Below are 17,158 nucleotides of genomic sequence, written 5' to 3' on the forward strand. Positions count from 1 at the left end.
GTCTCTCCGGCGGACTCGCTGAAGGCGGACGAACCTCCGAGGTCCCGAAGGATTGGCTTTGCGAGACTGTTTCGGCGTATGCCTTCGCCATTCGCTCCGTTCAGAATCTCAGTGACGGGAATGTGACATGATTGACATTCATCGTTTTATTTTTTAAACTTTTGCAGATAGTTGAATTAATGCGTCGACTGCTCTCCTGGTGATCGGAACCTGCAATGCACACGAAACTGATCCATCCGCTCATTCTTCTTACCTTCGTTCTTGCTCTTGTCTCTTACGCCCAGCCGCCTGACGCCATCGTCATCGTCCGCCAGTCGACGCTGAACGGTTTTCTTACAGCTGTCGGGCCGGTCAGCGGAAAGGCGCCGTACGACGTTTTAGGAATCAAAGGAGAATATACCTGGGAGGTCAAGAACGCGCACATCGATCTGAAGCCGAATGCGGCGGCATTCGCCGCGGATGCGAGCGTTAAGGTCGGATTTTTTTCATACGGATCGGTGGCCAACGGGGAGGTGGAGATCAAATACCATCAGGAGACGAACAGGATCTCGGTCAAGGTGCTGAAAGCGTCCTTCGAAGTTTACACGAAAATTTTCGGCAAAAAGATCCACCTCGGCGACGTCGATATCTCGAAGTTCTACCGCCCCGAGTTTGAATTCGCCGGACCACAGCCGGTCCAACCCAGCGTGCTGGTGACGCTCCCGGGGGACAAATCCAAGACCGTCTATATTACGCCCTATAATCAGAACCTGAGAGTAGAGCAGGAACAGATCGTCGTAACGTCGAGTCTTCAATTTTCCGACCAGCCTCCTCAGCCGGCGCCCGCTCCGCCATCGCAGCAGTGAACGCGAATGGCACAGTTGGGTGAAGCCGGCTGATAGGATTTTTGAAACTCCCTCAAGACTTGGTTGCTTTCGCGGGACGGCCTGTCATGGCCGGATGCACGTTTAACTCACAACAGACTACACTCTCTTACTCACATCTCAGAAGGGGCGATTACAATGGGAAAAGCAGGCGGTTTCCTCGAATATCCGCGCGTCAATCCGACATACCGGCCGGTCGTCGACCGGATCCACGACTATCACGAGTTTGTCAACCCTCTCACCGAAGAAGAAATAAAGAAGCAGGGGGCCCGGTGCATGGCATGCGGGGTTCCGTTCTGCCACTGGCTCGGCTGTCCGCTTCACAACGACATTCCCAACTGGAACGATCTCGTCTACCGCGGCCAGTGGCGCGAAGCATACCAGCAGCTCGAATGGACAAACAGTTTCCCCGAAATTACGGCGCGCGTCTGTCCTGCACTCTGCGAAGCCGCCTGCACGCTGGCAATCAACGTCAGCGCGGTCTCGATACGTCAGATCGAGCTCTTCGTCTCCGAGCGCGCGTTTGAGAACGGCTGGGTGGTGCCGGAGTTTCCCAATAAAGAAACGCATAAACGGGTCGCCGTCGTCGGCTCTGGGCCTGCCGGCCTGGCCGCTGCAAAGAGACTGCGCCAGCTTGGAGACTCAGTGACGGTGTTCGAGAAATCGGATAAAGCCGGAGGGATCCTCCGATACGGAATTCCCGACTTTAAGCTTGAGAAATGGGTTCTCGACAGGCGAATAAAATTGATGACAGAGGAGGGGGTTCGCTTCGAGACGAATGTGAATGTTGGAGAAAACATTTCGGCGGATGAACTGCGAAGTACATTCGACGCGATCATTCTTACTCCCGGCGCCGGCCGCGCGCGCGGATTGAATATTCCCGGAGCGGAGCTGGACGGGGTCCATCAGGCGATGGAGTATCTGACTCATTCGAACAAATACGTCGCCGGTCTGAAAAAGCGCGATGAGATCATCTGGGCGGAAAACAAGAGCGTTGTTGTCATCGGCGGCGGCGATACGGGGAATGATTGCGTTGGTACCGCGGTGCGGCAGGGAGCCAAAGAGGTGTATCAATTTGAAATTCTGCCCAAGCCCCGGGAGTGGGACAAACCGTACAATCCCGACTGGCCCGACTGGCCGAAGATCCTGCGGAACTCATCGTCGCATGAGGAGGGGTGTCATCGTGATTGGTCCGTTTCAGCGAAGAGATTTTCAGGGGACGGAACGAAGGTCGAGCGGGGAGAATTCGTGCGGGTTGGATGGAAGGAAGATGCAAAGGGGATCGGCAGGGAAATGTATGAAATTGCCGGGTCGGAGTTTGCTCTTGACGTCGACCTGGTTTTCCTTGCCATGGGTTTTGTCCATGTCGAACATGGACAATTGACGAACGGCCTGCAGGTCGCTCTGGATGAATGGGGAAACATCAAGGCCGCCCAGTATGCGACGTCTGTTCCCGGTGTCTTTGCCGCCGGGGATGCGATGACAGGAGCGAGTCTGGTCGCACGCGCCATGCGTCACGGCCGTGAAGCAGCGTCAGCATGCCATGTGTATATGCAGGGGACATAACCGTGGTATTTTTGCAGGACGACTTTTCTGCATACATTGCCATCATTCCGGCATTTCTGCAGGGCGACCTCTAAGGTTGCGCATGTCGATATACGATCGCCTGGCGTGCAGAAATTCAAAACGCGGAAAATAGAAAGAAGCGGGGAAATGCGATCCCGTCGCGCCGAAGTGCCGAAAAGATCCAGCCTCCGGCTACGACGCCGGCACGTAGATGAGCACGACGTTTCCGTTGGAGAACGTACGTGATCTTGTCAGCTTCAATTGTACTTTATCCTTGACTCCATCGAACATCGTTCTCCCCCTCCCCAAGATCATCGGCGTGATGACGAACTGGTATTCGTCGATCAACCGCTCCTGCGTCAACTGTGCGATGATACTGCCGCTCCCAAGGATCGCCATGTGGACGTCGGGCATGTTTTTCAACCTCCTGACCTCTCCGGCCATGTCGTTCTTCACAAACCTTGAATTCTCCCAGTCCGAACTTTCTATGGTTCTGGAGAAAACAACTTTTTGTCCGGAGTTCATCCGCTTTGCGACGACAGGATTGTTCTCCACTGCAGCCGGAGTCGGCCAATACTTTTTCATCAGATCGTAGGTGACCCTCCCCAAAACGAGGACCCCGTCGCCGCTGGCGTTGCCGGCGACGTACGCATCCCACTCCTCGTCCTTTTTGGGATTGTACAGCCACGACATATCTCCGTTCGCATCCGTGAAGTATCCGTCCAGTGAGATCGAGTTAAAGGCAAGGAGTCGGCCCATAGATACATCCTTGAAATTCAGTCGTTGGATTTTTGCTGGGTCGTGTCGGGGACGAAATCGAGCACGATCGAGTTCATACAATAACGTTTGTGCGTCGGCGGCGGTCCGTCGTCGAACAGATGCCCGAGGTGACTTCCGCAGCGGCCGCAGAGGACCTCTATTCTCTCCATCCCCAACGAGTAGTCCCGCTGATATAGGACGGCTTGAGGCCGGGCAGTTTCAAAAAAACTCGGCCAGCCGCAGGTGCTCGCGAATTTCGAGTCCGACCTGAAGAGTCTGTTGCCGCACACGGCGCAGTAGTACGTGCCGATGCCTTCGAAGTTCCAGTATTTTCCGGTAAACGCCCATTCGGTTTCTTTCTCCCGTGCGACGGCGTACACCTTTGACGGCAGAATTTTTTTCCAGGCGGCATTAGAGAGGTTTAAAACAGTCGTGTCGGTCCTCGAATAGTACGGATTTTTATTCTGTTGTTCGTCTTCCATCAGTGCTGCCTCGGATTTTGTATTGCAGTTAACCGACAATAACGCCGTCAGCGCGCCAAGCGCAATACTCAGAATTTTTGTCCGCCTCATTGACGACTCTCCTTCGCATCGTTTGCTTAACGGATGTCCGGTGAACGATCATACGGCGCGATAAAAGCGCGCTTGAGAAAAGAGGAGGCTCTGCGCAACTTCATGGAAGCTTCGCGCGGCGGAGATCCAATTTCCTATAACTTGATTTTGACCCCCTTCGTTCCTTGCATGCTCATGCGACAAGGACGATTTTTCCTTCGATTCCGCCCGCTTCAAGCCGCTCGTTCGCCTTTCGGGCGTCGAGCAGGGGGAATGTCTGTGCGATGCGGGGGGCGATCTTGTTCTCCTGGAGAAGCCTGAAGAGTTCCAGCAAATCTTCGCGGAATGGCAGAGGGTCTTTTCGGTACCACATGGTGATCCCATAAAATGTGCCGCGCCGCCTTTTCAACCGACTTCCTATAAAAAGCGAAGCATAAGAATGAACAAGTTCGGAGGTTTTTCTGGCGCCGACGAAACCGTACCATACCGTCGTACCCCCTCTGCGGGTGGAAGCGATGCATTCGCCGGTCGCTCTGCCGCCGACCGCGTCGAAGGCCGCATCCACTCCTTGCGGACGAACCCGATGAACGCCGTCATCGAGCGGTGCGAAGCGTCCTTCAATCGGTATCGCGCCGTAGGAAGAGACAATTTCATGATGTGCCTGCGCCGCTGCGCCGATTGCCGAAATGCCAAGCGCGCGGAGCAGATCGAGCAATGCCTGACCGACCCCGCCGTTCGCGGCGTTGACGAGCGCGGACTGTCCGGGCTGCAGGCGGGCTTTTCGCCGGATCATCTGGAATGCGGTGACATAATTCAGCACGAGCGAGACAGCGGCAAGATCGCTCAGGCCGGACGGTACTTTGATCCAGTGCTCGGCCCCCCGCACCACATATTCCGCGTATCCTCCATACACCAACAGGGCACAGACACGGTCCCCTTCTTTTAAAGAAGCGACATCTTTGCCTACTGCATCGACGATGCCGATCGATTCGTAGCCGGGGATGAACGGGATCCGCGGCGCGAAAATGTACGAGCCGCGGCGCATGGTAACATCCGTTGCACCGACGCCCGTAGCCAGTACTTTGACTCGGACCTCTCCCGGGCCGGGAACCGGCATCGGCACCTCGACCACTCTGAGAACATCGGGACCTCCTTTGGCCGTCAGCATGACGGCCCGCATTGTCGGGATCGTCTTGTGTCTTATTTCCGCCACAGGGCTCCTTTCATTTATCTTTCTTTTTGGATGTCTTGGCGTATCGATTAAAACTCAACGACAGGGAGATCCAATGATCGAAATCCTTTTTTGTTTTCATCCCTTCTTCAGAAACAAGGACCCAGCCGATGTATTCTCGCCCTCTCATTCTCATCGTCCGGCATCCCTTTCGTTGAAGAGCCGAGTGGTGAAGGGCGGGGTCGATGCGGCACATCATTTCGTTGTGACCGACGGTGACGCACATTTTTCCGTTGACCATGAATGCTATGCCGCGAAACATCTTCCTTTCCCGAACCCGGGGAAGGTGGGCAAGAGCTTTTCTGATTCTTTCCGCAAGATGCTCGTCGTATGCCATTGCCGTCCCGTGTTTAAGTTGAATGATGAATGATCGAGGTGAGCAATCCGGAGGTTTCCGAACTGTCGGACAAGTAAAGGGGGATTTTTCCCAACCGGCTGCGTACTGATAATTGTTGGTCGGTAGAATAATAATCGGAAGAATTCCGCCACGGCATTACGCAAATCTACCGCTCCGGCCACAGAAAGGCAAATGCAAAGGCCGGGCGCTCGCGGCCGGGCTCGTCGTTGATACGCGATTTCTTTATGATCACCAGTTGCCAAGCGGGCCGCCGTACGCTCCCTGATCGTTCCGCGTTCCGTTCATGTCGTTGAATTGCGGCAGCGGATCGCCGGCGTTGATGCAGGGGGATGTCGTCGAGAGATGGAGATCCGTTTCCGAGACGAATTGTGGGTTGTTCCCGTTGAATTGCTCAAAATTATAGGCGATCGTGTAATGGGTTGAATCGGTCTGCAAGAGTGCTATTCCCGAGTCGCCGACCCTCCCCGTGTTAGAGTTGAAAATATTGTTCTCGACATCGTCCAAAACAGGAGACATCAGCACGAGTGCGGTTCCGTAGTTGTCCGTCGAGTTTTCGTAAAAGGTGTTATTGACGATCGTGTTGGATGAGGAGGCAGAAAAGACCGCTCCCCCAAATACCGCTCCATGGTTGCTCAGAAAGATGCTGTTCGTCACGCTGGACCGGGAGTTGACGAGGGAAAGCGCACCGCCGTTCGTCGATCTATTATTTCTGAAGATCGAATTCGTGACGATCACGTCGGCGTTTGAAATGTCGATGGCCCCGTTCCGCTCAGAGTCGGCAGGGGCCGTGACGTCGACTTTCTCCATGACGACGAAACTCAGGGTCGAAGTGAAAAACGACCGGGTTATTTGTATCCCTTTCCACGATGTGTTCAGCGGTGTAAGAAGGACCGGCTGTGAGACGGTTCCCTGGCACAACAGTTTACCGTACACGATGATGCCGGTCGTGTCCTCGAAATAGATCTGTGTTCCGGCGTCGATGATCAAGGTGCTGGATGAATCGACGATCAGGCTGCTTTGCACCAGATACGGCGAGCTGGCCGGCGACAGCATGGTGCTCACGTATCCGCCGATTTTAGTGTATTGAGCCGCCGGCTCTCCGACCGGCGAAGTGTTAGTTGTGCAGCCGAATATTGCGGCAGAGATCATCAGGCAGATAATTTGCCGAGCTCGAGATTCCATTGATTTCTCCCCCTTTACCGCTAACGGCGGGCCTTCCCTGTGATAGTATTGATCATGATCTTGTAGACTTTTGTCTTTTCAATGTCGGCGCTGATCTTTGCAGCTCCTTCGGCATAGAACGCCTTCGAATATTTTTTGACCAGGCCCTCGAGGGCCGACTGCTTCTCGTTCCCCGTCACGTCCTCTGCTCTTCCCGATACGATTACGCTCTCGTACTTCATGGCAAACTGATCGCGCAGCACCTCGGTCTCTCCGACAACGCAGAATGATACGGCGTTGTTCCGGAGGAGCAGTTCAATTTTTCTCCCTTCGGGGGCGCAATGAAAATAGATGGCATTGTTCATCAGGCAGAAATTGAGGGGGATGCCGTATGGCTCCCCGTTCGGCGAAGCCATGGAGAGGACGCCGTACTCTGCGTTTTCCAGAACGTCCTTAGCTTCTTCACTCTGTATTGCCCGGTCGCTCCGGCGCATCGTGTTCCCAGCCGTCGTCATTTATTCCCTTCTATTGCAATGCATCGGTCTAGTGACACTATCATTGCCTCGCGGGGGAAAGGGTTGGACGAATTTTCATCGCAAGCCGCCCCGTCGCGCCCCTTGTGTTCGTAGGTACAGATTTATTGATTGAGAATCAAGAAAGATTCTCACTGCGGCAATGCGATCTGATTATCGCAACGAATCTTATTATATTGAGGCGTCAAGGAATTTCATTTCACAATTGTTCTTGCGCCAAGCATTGATCACAATCAGCACTGTTATTCCGACCTGCGACCGGCGCGAAAGCCTGCATCGAATCTTGAGATCACTGGCTCAGCAAAGCGTGCTGCCGGATGAGGTCATTGTCGTGGACGGGAGTACCGGTCGTGAAGAGCATGATCCGGCAGAGAGTTTTCCCCGATTGAACATTATCTATGTGCGAACCGGCGCCGCGGTTTGCGTCCAGCGGAATATCGGCATCCGGAGATCGGCGGGTTCTCACATTTTTCTCTGCGACGACGATCTCGAGCTTCCAAAAGACTATGTCGCCAGGATCAAAGAATTCCTTCTCCAAAACCCAAAAGCGAATATTGCCACCGGGTTGGTGTATGAGAAGAATGAAAAGGGAGATTGGGCATACGAATATCCGGCCGCGTCGGCAGGGGAATTATTCTGGAAATTCATTTTCCAGCAGAGTGTTTGGTATGACATCGACAAAACTGAAACCGGGTATTTCGGCGGATGGATTCTGCTTCTTATGTCCCATTTTTACGCAACGAGGGGAAATTCGTACACGCTGGCAGGGTGGCCGCTTGTCACACAATTCACTAAGCCGGTTTTTACGACGGCGTTCTATGGGTTGGGGGCGAGTGTCGTCAAAAAGGAATGGCTGGTTGCGAGCCCCTATGATGAACTCCTCGATGCGAACGGCATCGGCGATAATTACGGAGTCGCGCTTCATTTCCCCGAGTTGCCGGCGATCCATGTGTTAACGGAGCTCCCTGTCTATCATCACAAAGAGGAAGCGAACCGCTTGTCGGGCGCGGAATCGTACTACAGAAGAGGGCTGGCGCTCCAGTATTTCATGCATGGAAGCACGAGGTTCACCGGTGCGAACAGAATGCTTTTTGTTTGGTCCCTTCTGGGGAATTGGGCCGCATTTCTGGCGAAAAGAAATTGGGAATATCTACGCGCTGCAAACAGACTTTTCAAAGCGATAGTGCTTCGAAATAATCCTTACCTAAGGCGATGAATATGAAGATTCGTTTTCACATCTCAGCTTTTTACATCCTCCTTGTTTCCTCGGTCTGTTTCGGACAGACTCGTCAGGGAACGACGGTCTTTGCGTACTGCACCCGCGACTTCATCGTCATCGGCGCTGACAGCAAGTTCACGTCATTCGATAACAAGGAGAGGCTCAACGGCGTCGGTTACGGGTGCAAGATCTTTCGCGGCAATGACAGCGTCTATTTTGCGATTTCCGGCAACGCCATCCCCTTCAGCGACGGAGAGAATCAGATCGAAAGAATTGCCCGGCGAGCGTGCGGCAGGGGACATACTCTTGCCGCTATCGCATCGTCCTTCAAAGCGGATGCAATTGCTTCTCTTGAGCCGTACACCGGCGTCGTGGAAAGACTTATTGCGGAGGGGATAAAAGGAAACTATGTTTCGGTTGCGTTCTTCGGTTTCGAGAATGGCGTTGCGAGTTCCCACCTGCTCGAATTCCACGATATCAACATCCTGAAACGTCAGGATACTTCGCTGATCGGGGAAAGGGAGTTGAAAGCAACGCTCCTGCCGATGAAGGTCGAGCTGGGGAATACGTTCGAGATCGATCAGTTCCTCTCGACGCATCATTCATATTTCGGACACTCCAGGGATTCCATCACTGTCGCCATCAATAATCTGATCGGGCTCGAAATTCTTGCCCATCCGGCCGCGGTTGGAGGTGGCATTTCCATTCTGTGCGTTCGTCTTCGGTCGTTTGAATGGTGGCAGGGGGGATGTGAATGCAAAGACTTTTGACGATCCCATCAAATAAATACCCCCGGGCATTTGACCGCCCGGGGGTCACTGCATAATAATTCTTTGACCGCCTACCTCAACAGAAGCATTTTTTTCGTTTCCACTAACGTTCCCGCCTGAAGCCTGTAGAAGTACATCCCCGAAGCCAAACCGCTTGCGTCGAAGGTCATGTCGTATGTGCCGGCCTCTTCGTCGCCGTTCACTAATTCCGCGACTCTTTGCCCGAGCGTATTGAACACCTGGAGAGTCACTCGCGACCGGGCGGGGATCGAGTATTCGATCATCGTTGACGGATTGAACGGGTTAGGGTAGTTGTCCGAGAGATTAAACCGAACTGCGGTCGCCCTGCCCGGATTCACGAGCGTGACGGCCGGCTTGAAGGTGATCGGATACGATTGCAGTTCCGTCGAGTCGCTCCGGGTAACGCTGAGCCGGTAATAATAGCTGACGCCGCCGGACGTGGTCGAGTCGGTAAAAAGGGAAATGCCGGGGGGGAGCATCGCGATGCGGATGAAGCCGCTATTTCCGGACCGCCGCTCGACAACAATGCTATCGCTCTCCGCGTTTCGGTTGGTCCAGGTAAGGTGTATGGATTGCCCCGCTCCCTGGCTGATCTTCAGCCCATTCGGCGACTGCGGGGAGACATGGATGAGAATATCTTTGACCTCGTTGAAGACTTCGGTATATCGGTCATAAACGGGGAAATCTCCGCCGTCATCCCAGGCGAATGCGGCGACGTTATGGTTCAGCGCCTGGTCCACGACCGTGCCGTAGGCGAGCATACGCGAATTATAGTCTGCGGTGTCGATGTAGCCGAACTCACCGAGCACGACGGGGATGTTGTTTCTGACCGACCATGTTGTGACCTGATCGAATTTCGCCTTTGTGGCGAGGAGGTCTGAGAAGCTGCCGTAGGTCCCCGTGCCGATGAGGCCGAACGGGTACGGGTCGTAAGAGTGATAGTAGCCGATCAGATACTTGTCGCTGGAATCGGGAATGGCGGCGATTACCAACTGGTCGGAATTGGACCACATGTAGCCGGAAAAGGAGACGATGCGCGTCGGGTTGGAGCGGCGGATGATCTTCAGCACCATGGCATTCAGCGAGTCGACGTTCTTTTGCGACATGGGGTATGGTTCGTTGATGATCTCAAAGATGAGGCTGTCCGATCTGTCCGCAAAGCGTGCCGCGATCTGGCTCCAGATGCTGTCGAAGCGGGCGATATGAGCCGCAGTAAAGGATGTTTTCAGCCAGGTCTCATGGTGGGCGTTGATGATGATGAAGAGCCCGCGCTTTAATCCCCAGTCGACGACCTGCTCTACACGCGCCATCCACGCACTGTCAACGGCGTAGGGGGCTGTCGTGTCCGTATGTGCGTCCCACGTGATGGGGATCCGGACGGCGGTAAATCCAGCCCCTTTGTAATCGTCGAACGCCCGCTCTTGGACCGGCGGATTCCCCCATGCTCCTTCCGTCGGCGGCTCCATCGTGTTGCCGATGTTGATGCCGCGCATCATCCCCTTGAGTGCTTGTTGCGGAGAGAGCTGAGCGCTTGCGGTCCATGCGGCGGAGAGAAGCGCGAACGTCAGAACCACAAATTTAGTTTTCATTTATACCTCATTCGATGATCTAACAGAATCTCCTCGGATCTCATGCGGCGGTCAATTTGCTGGTATACAAAGCTAAGGATAACGAATCCAAATGGCAACCGCCGCCTCAGATCTTCAAGGCTGGCTCGTGCTTGGCGGTGATAAGGAACTCATTGGAGTTTACAGAGTTATCTGATTGGGAGAGAAACGAGGAGCGTCGTGCGTTCCGATAGTGACGAAGAGATTGAACTGATCCCCTGAAATAAAAAAGGGCGCGATGGATTTCTCCATGCGCCCTGACGGATCGCCACCCCGTCACGCCTTTTTGCGAAGGAACAGCTTCTTCAATTTCTTTCGAAATTTTCCGCTCTCCTCCGTAGAGGCCACCAACTTTCTCCAGTCTCTTTCTTCGGAAAGTGTTTGGGAGGGTTTCGGATGACGGGGTACGGCGGTCGCGTGTGTTCTTTCATGCCGGCGATTCTCCGGGACGGATCCGTCCTTTGGCTGATCGGAGCTGTTGTTCCGGTGATGGTCGCGTTGCTGCGAATGCCCCCACTTACCGCTCCGTTCTCCGCGAGGCCTTCCTGCAGGATGACCGCTTCCCCGTTCTTCGCGGGATGGTCTCCCGGAGCGATCGTTCGGATAACGATTCCGGCGGTCGTCGTGCCGTCCGTCCGTCCGTTCTTTTTGTCCGTGGCCGTCATGACCATGAGCGGCGCGTTCCTCGGTCGCCGGCTTTGCCGAATAGTCGAATCCCGGATAGCGGTGCAAGTTGGCCTTGTCTCCGACATACCGCTCGATGCTCTTCAGGAATTTTTGTTCCCCATTCGAAACAAAAGTGATCGCATCGCCGGTAGAGGAGGCGCGGCCGGTTCGTCCTATGCGATGGATATAATCCTCTGCGAACGTGGGAGTGTCAAAATTCACCACATGGGAGATCCCGTCCACATCAATTCCGCGCGCCGCGATATCCGTCGCCACCATCACCTTGAAGTGTCCCTGTTTGAACCCCGCAAGGGCACGCTGGCGCTGGGCCTGAGTGCGGTTGGAGTGGATCGCCACGGCATTGACCCCGGCCCGCTCGAGTTTCCTCTGGATCTTATCGGCGCCGTGCTTTGTCCGTGAGAAGATAAGGACGCTGTCCAGCTCCTGAGTCTGGAGGATATGAAGGAGAAGGTCGATCTTCGCTTCCTGTGGAATAGAATAAAACACCTGCTTCACAGCCTCGACCGGCTTCCGCAGCTCGCCGATCTCGATCAGCTCCGGATTGGATTGGATCGATGCGACCAGCTTCCTCACCTCTGCGGACATGGTGGCGGAAAAGAGCAGGGTCTGACGCTTCACCGGGAGGCGTGCAATGATCTTTCGGATGTCCTTGATGAACCCCATGTCGAACATCCGGTCGGCTTCGTCGAGGACCAAGATCTCGACATGCGACAGGTCAATCGTTCCCCGGTTGAGATGGTCGAGCAGCCGTCCCGGGGTCGCAACGACAATGTCAATCCCGCGCGCGAGCCGTTTGATCTGGTTCTCCATGTTTACGCCGCCGAAAATGGCAAGGCTCTGGAAAGGAGCAAACCGTCCGTAACCGACGACAGATTCCTCGACCTGCTGTGCAAGTTCGCGTGTCGGGGTCACGATCAGCCCGCGGGTCTGATGCCCTTTGTGGTGGGAATGTGTCAGAAAATGGTTGAGCATTGGCAGCACGAAGGCCGCCGTTTTGCCCGTTCCCGTTTTTGCGCAGCCGATGATGTCGCGGCCGGCGACCGCCAGCGGAATCGCCCGCTCTTGTATCGCTGTGGGGGCAGTGTATCCCGTAGCGAGAATACCCTGCACGAGTTGGTCGGCAAGACCAAGTTTAGAAAATGACATAATAAATCCTTACAAATAAATGAAGAAACACGCTGGAAACAATGGGAACTAGCAGAAGATCTGACGTCCGCCTACTGCGGATGCGCGCTCTGCGCTGCGCGGAGGGTTTACACTGGGGGAACCCCGCTGGCTTGCGGGGGACCGAAGTTATCCGGGCTGCCTCTAGCTTCGTATCATCGGAGAGCGAGTCTCAAATGTCCGCTTCCCGATGCAATGCTGCACGGATGCGGTCGGCCGCTACTTGCGGCTGGTAATAATATACGCATATCTATTATGATATCCTAATCAATAATTGATCACTTGGTTGTATTGATTGAAAAGGGTGAAAATTCCCCTCCGTCAACTCTTCCCGGCCCCCTTTTATGGAAAAAAAATAACTGCGAGATCACTAGGATATCTCGATTCATTGATGTATATTAACAATACCAATAACAGTACACCGCCTGTTTCTCCCGCTGGGAGCTTTAGAGATCTGCTGACGAATCGTTCGAATCCTTCCAAGATTGCGACGCCGAATTAGCGCTTCACAAGAGATGGAATGTTCGGCGTACACCTTACCCAACGGTCCGTTGGGGTACACGTATATAGAAAGAGTTAGTTCCATGGAAAAAGGAACCGTCAAATGGTTTAACGCAACCAAAGGATTCGGATTCATCTCGCGCGGAACGGGCGATGATGTTTTCGTCCATTTCAATGCAATCGTCGGGAACGGATACAAATCGCTGAATGAAGGCGATAAGGTCCAGTTCGACGTCGAGAAGGGTCCGAAAGGATTCCAGGCCACGAACGTGACCGTTGAATGAGTCATTGACCGACTCTGAGAAAAAAAATCCCGCCTTCGTGGCGGGATTTTTTTTGTACCAGATCTACTGAAGCGGGAGTGCCTTATCCCGTGGTATAGAGGTCAAGAATACGGCGGAAGTGATATCCGTAAATGGAGAACGTAATCGCCATGGGGAACATTCGCGGACGGGTGCAGAGGGACCAGAAGAAGAGCTTCCAGAAATGAAATCTCTCTTTGCCGGCGATCCCCAGGAGGAACGTCGAGGAGAGAAGCGCCCTGATGTCCCGTGGAGAGATCGGCAGCCGGGCAAATTTCGGCGGCGTGTACGAGCGCAAGAAATTTCGCACTCTCGTATAATACGGCTTCGGTGCGTAGATGTGCTCGAGCAGATACCGATACCCCTTCAGCAAGGCTTCCCGGTTCATCTGCGGAATGAAGTTCATCGAGAAGTCGGTATTGTCGCCGCTCATCGTCGTCAAAAGCCTCCCCTCCCTGCGTAACCGGTTGTACAGCCGGGTGCCGACGGGAGCGTTGAGAAGTCCCACCATCGCCGTGACGATGCCGCTTTCCTGTACGAAGTCGATCACCTTCTGGAAGATGGAATCCGGATCGCTGTCGAACCCCACGATAAATCCCCCCTGCACCTGAAATCCGCCTTTCTGGAGTCTCTTCACTGAAGAGATCAGGTCGCGGTTCTTGTTTGGGATCTTCCTGCACTCTTCCAGACTGGCGGGGTGCGGCGATTCTATTCCGACGAAGACCGTATGAAAACCTGCCTTCGCCATCAGCCGCATCAACTCATCGTCGTCCGAGAGATTGATGGAGACCTCGGTGTTGAAGATGAAAGGATAATTCTTCCCTTCCATCCATCGGATAACGGCGGGAAGAATTTCGTTCTTCAGCTTGTTTCTGTTCCCGATGAAGTTGTCGTCCACGAAGAAGACCCCTCCCCTCCACCCTGACCCGTAAAGACCATCCAATTCGGCCACGAGCTGATTCTTCGCCTTCGTCCTTGGAACGCGTCCGTAAAGGACCGTGATATCGCAAAACTCGCAGTCGTACGGACATCCCCGGGAATACTGAATGTTCATTGAACCGTATCGCCGCGTGTTGAGCAGATGCCACAGGGGGGCAGGTGTCGTCGTTACGTCGGCCCAGCGATCCGTTCGGTACTCGTGCCGCGGCGACCCGAGGGCAAGATCCTCAAGGAATTCGGGGAGCGTGATCTCCGCTTCGTTCAGGACGAGATGATCCACGTCGCCAAACTCGGATGCCCGGGCAGTGAAGAGGGGACCGCCGGCTACAACTTTTTTCTTGAGCGTCTTGCAGCGTACGATGACTTCCTTGACCGAATTTGCCTGGATCGACATTCCTCCAAGAAAGACATAGTCCGCCCACAGGAGATCGGTATCCCGCAGTTCGCCCGTGTTCATATCCACGAGCCGTTTGGTCCATGCGGATGGAAGCATAGCTGCGACGGTAAGAAGTCCGAGCGGAGGGTACGCGGCTTTTTTTGAGACGAACTTCAGGGCATGCCGGAATCCCCAGAAGGTGTCAGGAAAATATGGGTTGACAAGGAGGATATTCATAAAGGCGCTCGCGTGCTGAGGAGTTATGCGCCGGGGATTCTTCTCGGGGGCGGCTCGCGTCCGATATATTTGACCCAGGGCGCGACGGCAAGGGGAATTCGGGGAGCGTGAAGAAAAGGTATGCAATCAACGGATAAAAGTAAAGACCCGGTCCGGTACAACCAACGCTTGGGTGTCTGATGTCAGGCGACGCTTTTTTATCACAAGCAAGCCGATGCTCAAAGGACGTCCGACGATCGGCTCATGCTCAATCTACCGAGGCACGGTCACCAGCATTTCATTCTCGAATTCGGCGAAGATGGTGTTCAGCCGCGCCCGCTCTTTCTCAACACAGCGAGGAATAGAAGCAAGGTTCTCTCCTTCGTACGGCACTTTCTCTGCGAACCGAAGGCAAAGATCCATCCCGTTTTCCAGATTTGTTTTGAACTCACGCAGCTTCTTGACTTCCATCTCGGTATAGGTGCATCGCTGGACGACCTTTTCAAAATAGTCGACGTACATCTCTATCTCTTTTGCAAACATGTGCGGCCGCTCCGGCGGAACGAGCGATTCACCCCTTCCGTAAATATGATCGACCATCTCTTTCAGGGTATAGAGTTTCTTGAACCATGCGATGTTCGGGCCCGGACAGATCGCCTGGGGGGAGTTTGACTCAGCAACAATTCCGAGCGCTATGAGCGCGCCGTTCCCCAGATGCTCGCACAGACAGGCCTTGTCGACAATATCGGCTCGCGCTTCTTCTTTTTCCGCGGCGGATAATTGCGAGGCCTCGAGTTCCTTCAGCTTCTGATCCTGGTATTCCGACGAAGCAAGGCAGATCGGGACGGTGGTAAACTCAGTATTCGATACCAGAAATCCCTTCGGACACGGGGATCCGGGTTTTCCCGCTTCCGCCTTTTTCCGGATAGAGATCTCGGAGCCGCTGCGGCGGATGTTGTTGAACGGAACGCCAAGGGGAGAGAAGCCGCTCAGATATAAATCGTCTTCTCCGGCCTGTCTCAGCAGTTCACGCGTTGCATCGTCCACGCACGTTGCTTCGGGGACGAGGAGAAACGGGCTCGCCCATCCCGTGCGGTCCATTCCGAAATCTTCCATCATGCGGCGAGCCTCGCCGTTCGTCCCAATGCCCCCCTGGACGGTAATGAGCGGCGTCGCCTTTATTCCCTTCGGGTATTCCCAGCCCATTGCCTCGTAGTACTTGTGTATGAGAGGTTGAAATTCCGCGACGAGTTCATCACGCTTTTCCTTGAACTCCTTCAAAAGGCTCGGAAGCAGGTGGCCGTTCGAGGCGAAGGCATGTCCGCCGCAATTCAATCCGGATTCGATCCGGAATTCAAACACCTCAAGCCCCTTCTTCGCGAGCAACCTCCCCTGAACGAGCGTCGACCGAAAATCGGTGACCTTCAAAATTATTTTCTTTTTGAGTTCGCCGGTTGCATCCCTGTAAAAATCCTTGAACCGGGTCATATAGCCGAAAAGGCTCTGGTTAATCCCAGCGGAGAGGACGATGCCGGATCTGAGCGTACTGTTGGCATACCCACGGAAGGCGGCCTTTGCATCGCTGAATTCCTCACTCAGCGGTTTCCCGTGCTTATCGAGATTGATCCGGTCCAATTTGACCATGATGTTCACGTCGATGGACCCCGGCACCATCGCGTTCGTCAGGTCTTTTTCCAGGCGGTCGCGCTCGGGTCCAGGGCTCATCCCGACGAATTTGGCGTACTCTTCTTTGGGATGGGATCCGTCCGGCAGGAGGTCGAAATATTTCTTCTTGTCGTTCTCGGCGAAAAACGGAAGCGATTTCACCGCATCCATTTTCCTGTGCACGATCTCCGCTACCGTCTCGAGATACGCCGTGATCCTTCGCGCTCTTCCATCCTGAGCATAGCGGGGGATCTTTTCGTACGGAAGAGCGAACTTTTCACTGTAGTGTTTACGGATTCTTTCCAGCAAAAGGTCGTCGACGATCGAGATGACGGAGGTAATGCCTAGCGGAGCAACCCTGATCGGTGTGTCGACAGAGTGTCCAGTACCCATAACAGGGATATGGAAGGAATGATAGTAGCTGTTCACTGGACTCCAGATAGCTGTTGAGAAATGACCGCGTGGATTATTCTCTCCCTGCGGAATTTTTCAGATTTCCGCCGGAGCAGACATGGAGAATGCCGTCCGATTCACGGTCGAACGGAGACGCACGGCGATAGCGTGCATTTGCCAGTGGAGTGAAGGATCGGAAGAAATCCAGGGGGCTGGAAACCGGCACCCGGCAAAGGTACAAGACATGAGTCGTATAGCCAATGTACTGATTTTTCC

General features: G+C 54.2%; 15 protein-coding genes. 5 read left to right on the top strand and 10 right to left on the bottom strand.

Annotated features, from left to right (window positions below):
- Nucleotides 1-215 precede the first annotated feature (215 nt).
- Nucleotides 216-845, top strand: a complete 630-nt coding sequence (locus tag VMF88_13375) for a hypothetical protein (GenBank protein ID HTY12046.1) — start codon at nt 216-218, stop codon at nt 843-845.
- A gap of 156 nt (nt 846-1,001) precedes the next feature.
- Nucleotides 1,002-2,429, top strand: coding sequence for a glutamate synthase subunit beta (locus VMF88_13380; GenBank protein ID HTY12047.1), 1,428 nt, complete (start codon nt 1,002-1,004; stop codon nt 2,427-2,429).
- A 192-nt stretch (nt 2,430-2,621) separates the two neighbouring features.
- Here the strand turns inward: VMF88_13380 and VMF88_13385 are convergent, their stop codons facing one another.
- The 6 genes from VMF88_13385 to VMF88_13410 form a co-directional block, all read right to left on the bottom strand.
- Entirely contained in the window at nt 2,622-3,188 is a 567-nt protein-coding gene (locus tag VMF88_13385) for a dihydrofolate reductase family protein (GenBank protein ID HTY12048.1), read from the bottom strand.
- A 17-nt stretch (nt 3,189-3,205) separates the two neighbouring features.
- Nucleotides 3,206-3,760, bottom strand: coding sequence for a peptide-methionine (R)-S-oxide reductase MsrB (gene msrB / locus VMF88_13390; protein HTY12049.1), 555 nt, complete (start codon nt 3,758-3,760; stop codon nt 3,206-3,208).
- A 172-nt stretch (nt 3,761-3,932) separates the two neighbouring features.
- On the bottom strand, nt 3,933-4,952 hold the full coding sequence (locus VMF88_13395; protein ID HTY12050.1) for a zinc-binding dehydrogenase: 1,020 nt from the start codon (nt 4,950-4,952) through the stop codon (nt 3,933-3,935).
- Between the two features lie 10 nt (nt 4,953-4,962).
- Entirely contained in the window at nt 4,963-5,307 is a 345-nt protein-coding gene (locus VMF88_13400; GenBank protein HTY12051.1) for a TfoX/Sxy family protein, read from the bottom strand.
- Nucleotides 5,308-5,556: 249 nt separating this feature from the next.
- Complete coding sequence (locus VMF88_13405; protein HTY12052.1) at nt 5,557-6,510, bottom strand: hypothetical protein; 954 nt, start codon at nt 6,508-6,510, stop codon at nt 5,557-5,559.
- A gap of 20 nt (nt 6,511-6,530) precedes the next feature.
- A complete protein-coding gene (locus tag VMF88_13410; GenBank protein HTY12053.1) occupies nt 6,531-7,004 on the bottom strand; it encodes a pyridoxamine 5'-phosphate oxidase family protein in 474 nt (157 codons plus the stop codon).
- A 160-nt stretch (nt 7,005-7,164) separates the two neighbouring features.
- Between VMF88_13410 and VMF88_13415 the strand changes: the two genes are divergently transcribed.
- Both VMF88_13415 and VMF88_13420 read left to right on the top strand, forming a co-directional pair.
- Nucleotides 7,165-8,238 (top strand): glycosyltransferase family A protein, encoded by a 1,074-nt coding sequence (locus tag VMF88_13415; protein ID HTY12054.1) that lies wholly within the window; start codon nt 7,165-7,167, stop codon nt 8,236-8,238.
- Nucleotides 8,239-8,240: 2 nt separating this feature from the next.
- Nucleotides 8,241-9,011, top strand: a complete 771-nt coding sequence (locus VMF88_13420) for a hypothetical protein (protein ID HTY12055.1) — start codon at nt 8,241-8,243, stop codon at nt 9,009-9,011.
- 71 nt (nt 9,012-9,082) lie between these two features.
- Here VMF88_13420 and VMF88_13425 read toward each other — a convergent pair whose 3' ends face one another.
- Nucleotides 9,083-10,621 carry a cellulase family glycosylhydrolase gene (locus VMF88_13425; GenBank protein ID HTY12056.1) on the bottom strand — a complete coding sequence of 513 codons (1,539 nt, stop codon included), beginning with the start codon at nt 10,619-10,621 and terminating at the stop codon, nt 9,083-9,085.
- A 294-nt stretch (nt 10,622-10,915) separates the two neighbouring features.
- Nucleotides 10,916-12,472 (bottom strand): DEAD/DEAH box helicase, encoded by a 1,557-nt coding sequence (locus VMF88_13430; GenBank protein HTY12057.1) that lies wholly within the window; start codon nt 12,470-12,472, stop codon nt 10,916-10,918.
- 602 nt (nt 12,473-13,074) lie between these two features.
- Here VMF88_13430 and VMF88_13435 point away from each other — a divergent pair.
- Nucleotides 13,075-13,275, top strand: coding sequence for a cold-shock protein (locus tag VMF88_13435; protein ID HTY12058.1), 201 nt, complete (start codon nt 13,075-13,077; stop codon nt 13,273-13,275).
- An 82-nt stretch (nt 13,276-13,357) separates the two neighbouring features.
- Here the strand turns inward: VMF88_13435 and VMF88_13440 are convergent, their stop codons facing one another.
- Together VMF88_13440 and VMF88_13445 are read right to left on the bottom strand one after the other, a co-directional pair.
- The gene (locus tag VMF88_13440; protein ID HTY12059.1) at nt 13,358-14,845 is read right to left on the bottom strand and encodes a B12-binding domain-containing radical SAM protein; all 1,488 of its coding nucleotides are present in this window, start codon (nt 14,843-14,845) and stop codon (nt 13,358-13,360) included.
- Between the two features lie 252 nt (nt 14,846-15,097).
- Nucleotides 15,098-16,882 (bottom strand): hypothetical protein, encoded by a 1,785-nt coding sequence (locus VMF88_13445; GenBank protein ID HTY12060.1) that lies wholly within the window; start codon nt 16,880-16,882, stop codon nt 15,098-15,100.
- Between the last annotated feature and the right edge of the window lie 276 nt (nt 16,883-17,158).

It is taken from the genome of Bacteroidota bacterium, assembly GCA_035506275.1.
Taxonomy (GTDB): domain Bacteria; phylum Bacteroidota; class Ignavibacteria; order UBA10030; family UBA8401; genus JAGVPT01.

Bases quoted from the DNA above. Each gene is read 5' to 3' on its own strand.
- VMF88_13375 (HTY12046.1), top strand. From the start codon at position 216: ATGCACACGAAACTGATCCATCCGCTCATTCTTCTTACCTTCGTTCTT.
- VMF88_13380 (HTY12047.1), top strand. From the start codon at position 1,002: ATGGGAAAAGCAGGCGGTTTCCTCGAATATCCGCGCGTCAATCCGACA.
- VMF88_13385 (HTY12048.1), bottom strand. From the start codon at position 3,188: ATGGGCCGACTCCTTGCCTTTAACTCGATCTCACTGGACGGATACTTC.
- msrB (HTY12049.1), bottom strand. From the start codon at position 3,760: ATGAGGCGGACAAAAATTCTGAGTATTGCGCTTGGCGCGCTGACGGCG.
- VMF88_13400 (HTY12051.1), bottom strand. From the start codon at position 5,307: ATGGCATACGACGAGCATCTTGCGGAAAGAATCAGAAAAGCTCTTGCC.
- VMF88_13405 (HTY12052.1), bottom strand. From the start codon at position 6,510: ATGGAATCTCGAGCTCGGCAAATTATCTGCCTGATGATCTCTGCCGCA.
- VMF88_13410 (HTY12053.1), bottom strand. From the start codon at position 7,004: ATGACGACGGCTGGGAACACGATGCGCCGGAGCGACCGGGCAATACAG.
- VMF88_13415 (HTY12054.1), top strand. From the start codon at position 7,165: ATGCGATCTGATTATCGCAACGAATCTTATTATATTGAGGCGTCAAGG.
- VMF88_13420 (HTY12055.1), top strand. From the start codon at position 8,241: ATGAAGATTCGTTTTCACATCTCAGCTTTTTACATCCTCCTTGTTTCC.
- VMF88_13425 (HTY12056.1), bottom strand. From the start codon at position 10,621: ATGAAAACTAAATTTGTGGTTCTGACGTTCGCGCTTCTCTCCGCCGCA.
- VMF88_13430 (HTY12057.1), bottom strand. From the start codon at position 12,472: ATGTCATTTTCTAAACTTGGTCTTGCCGACCAACTCGTGCAGGGTATT.
- VMF88_13435 (HTY12058.1), top strand. From the start codon at position 13,075: ATGGAAAAAGGAACCGTCAAATGGTTTAACGCAACCAAAGGATTCGGA.
- VMF88_13440 (HTY12059.1), bottom strand. From the start codon at position 14,845: ATGAATATCCTCCTTGTCAACCCATATTTTCCTGACACCTTCTGGGGA.
- VMF88_13445 (HTY12060.1), bottom strand. From the start codon at position 16,882: ATGGGTACTGGACACTCTGTCGACACACCGATCAGGGTTGCTCCGCTA.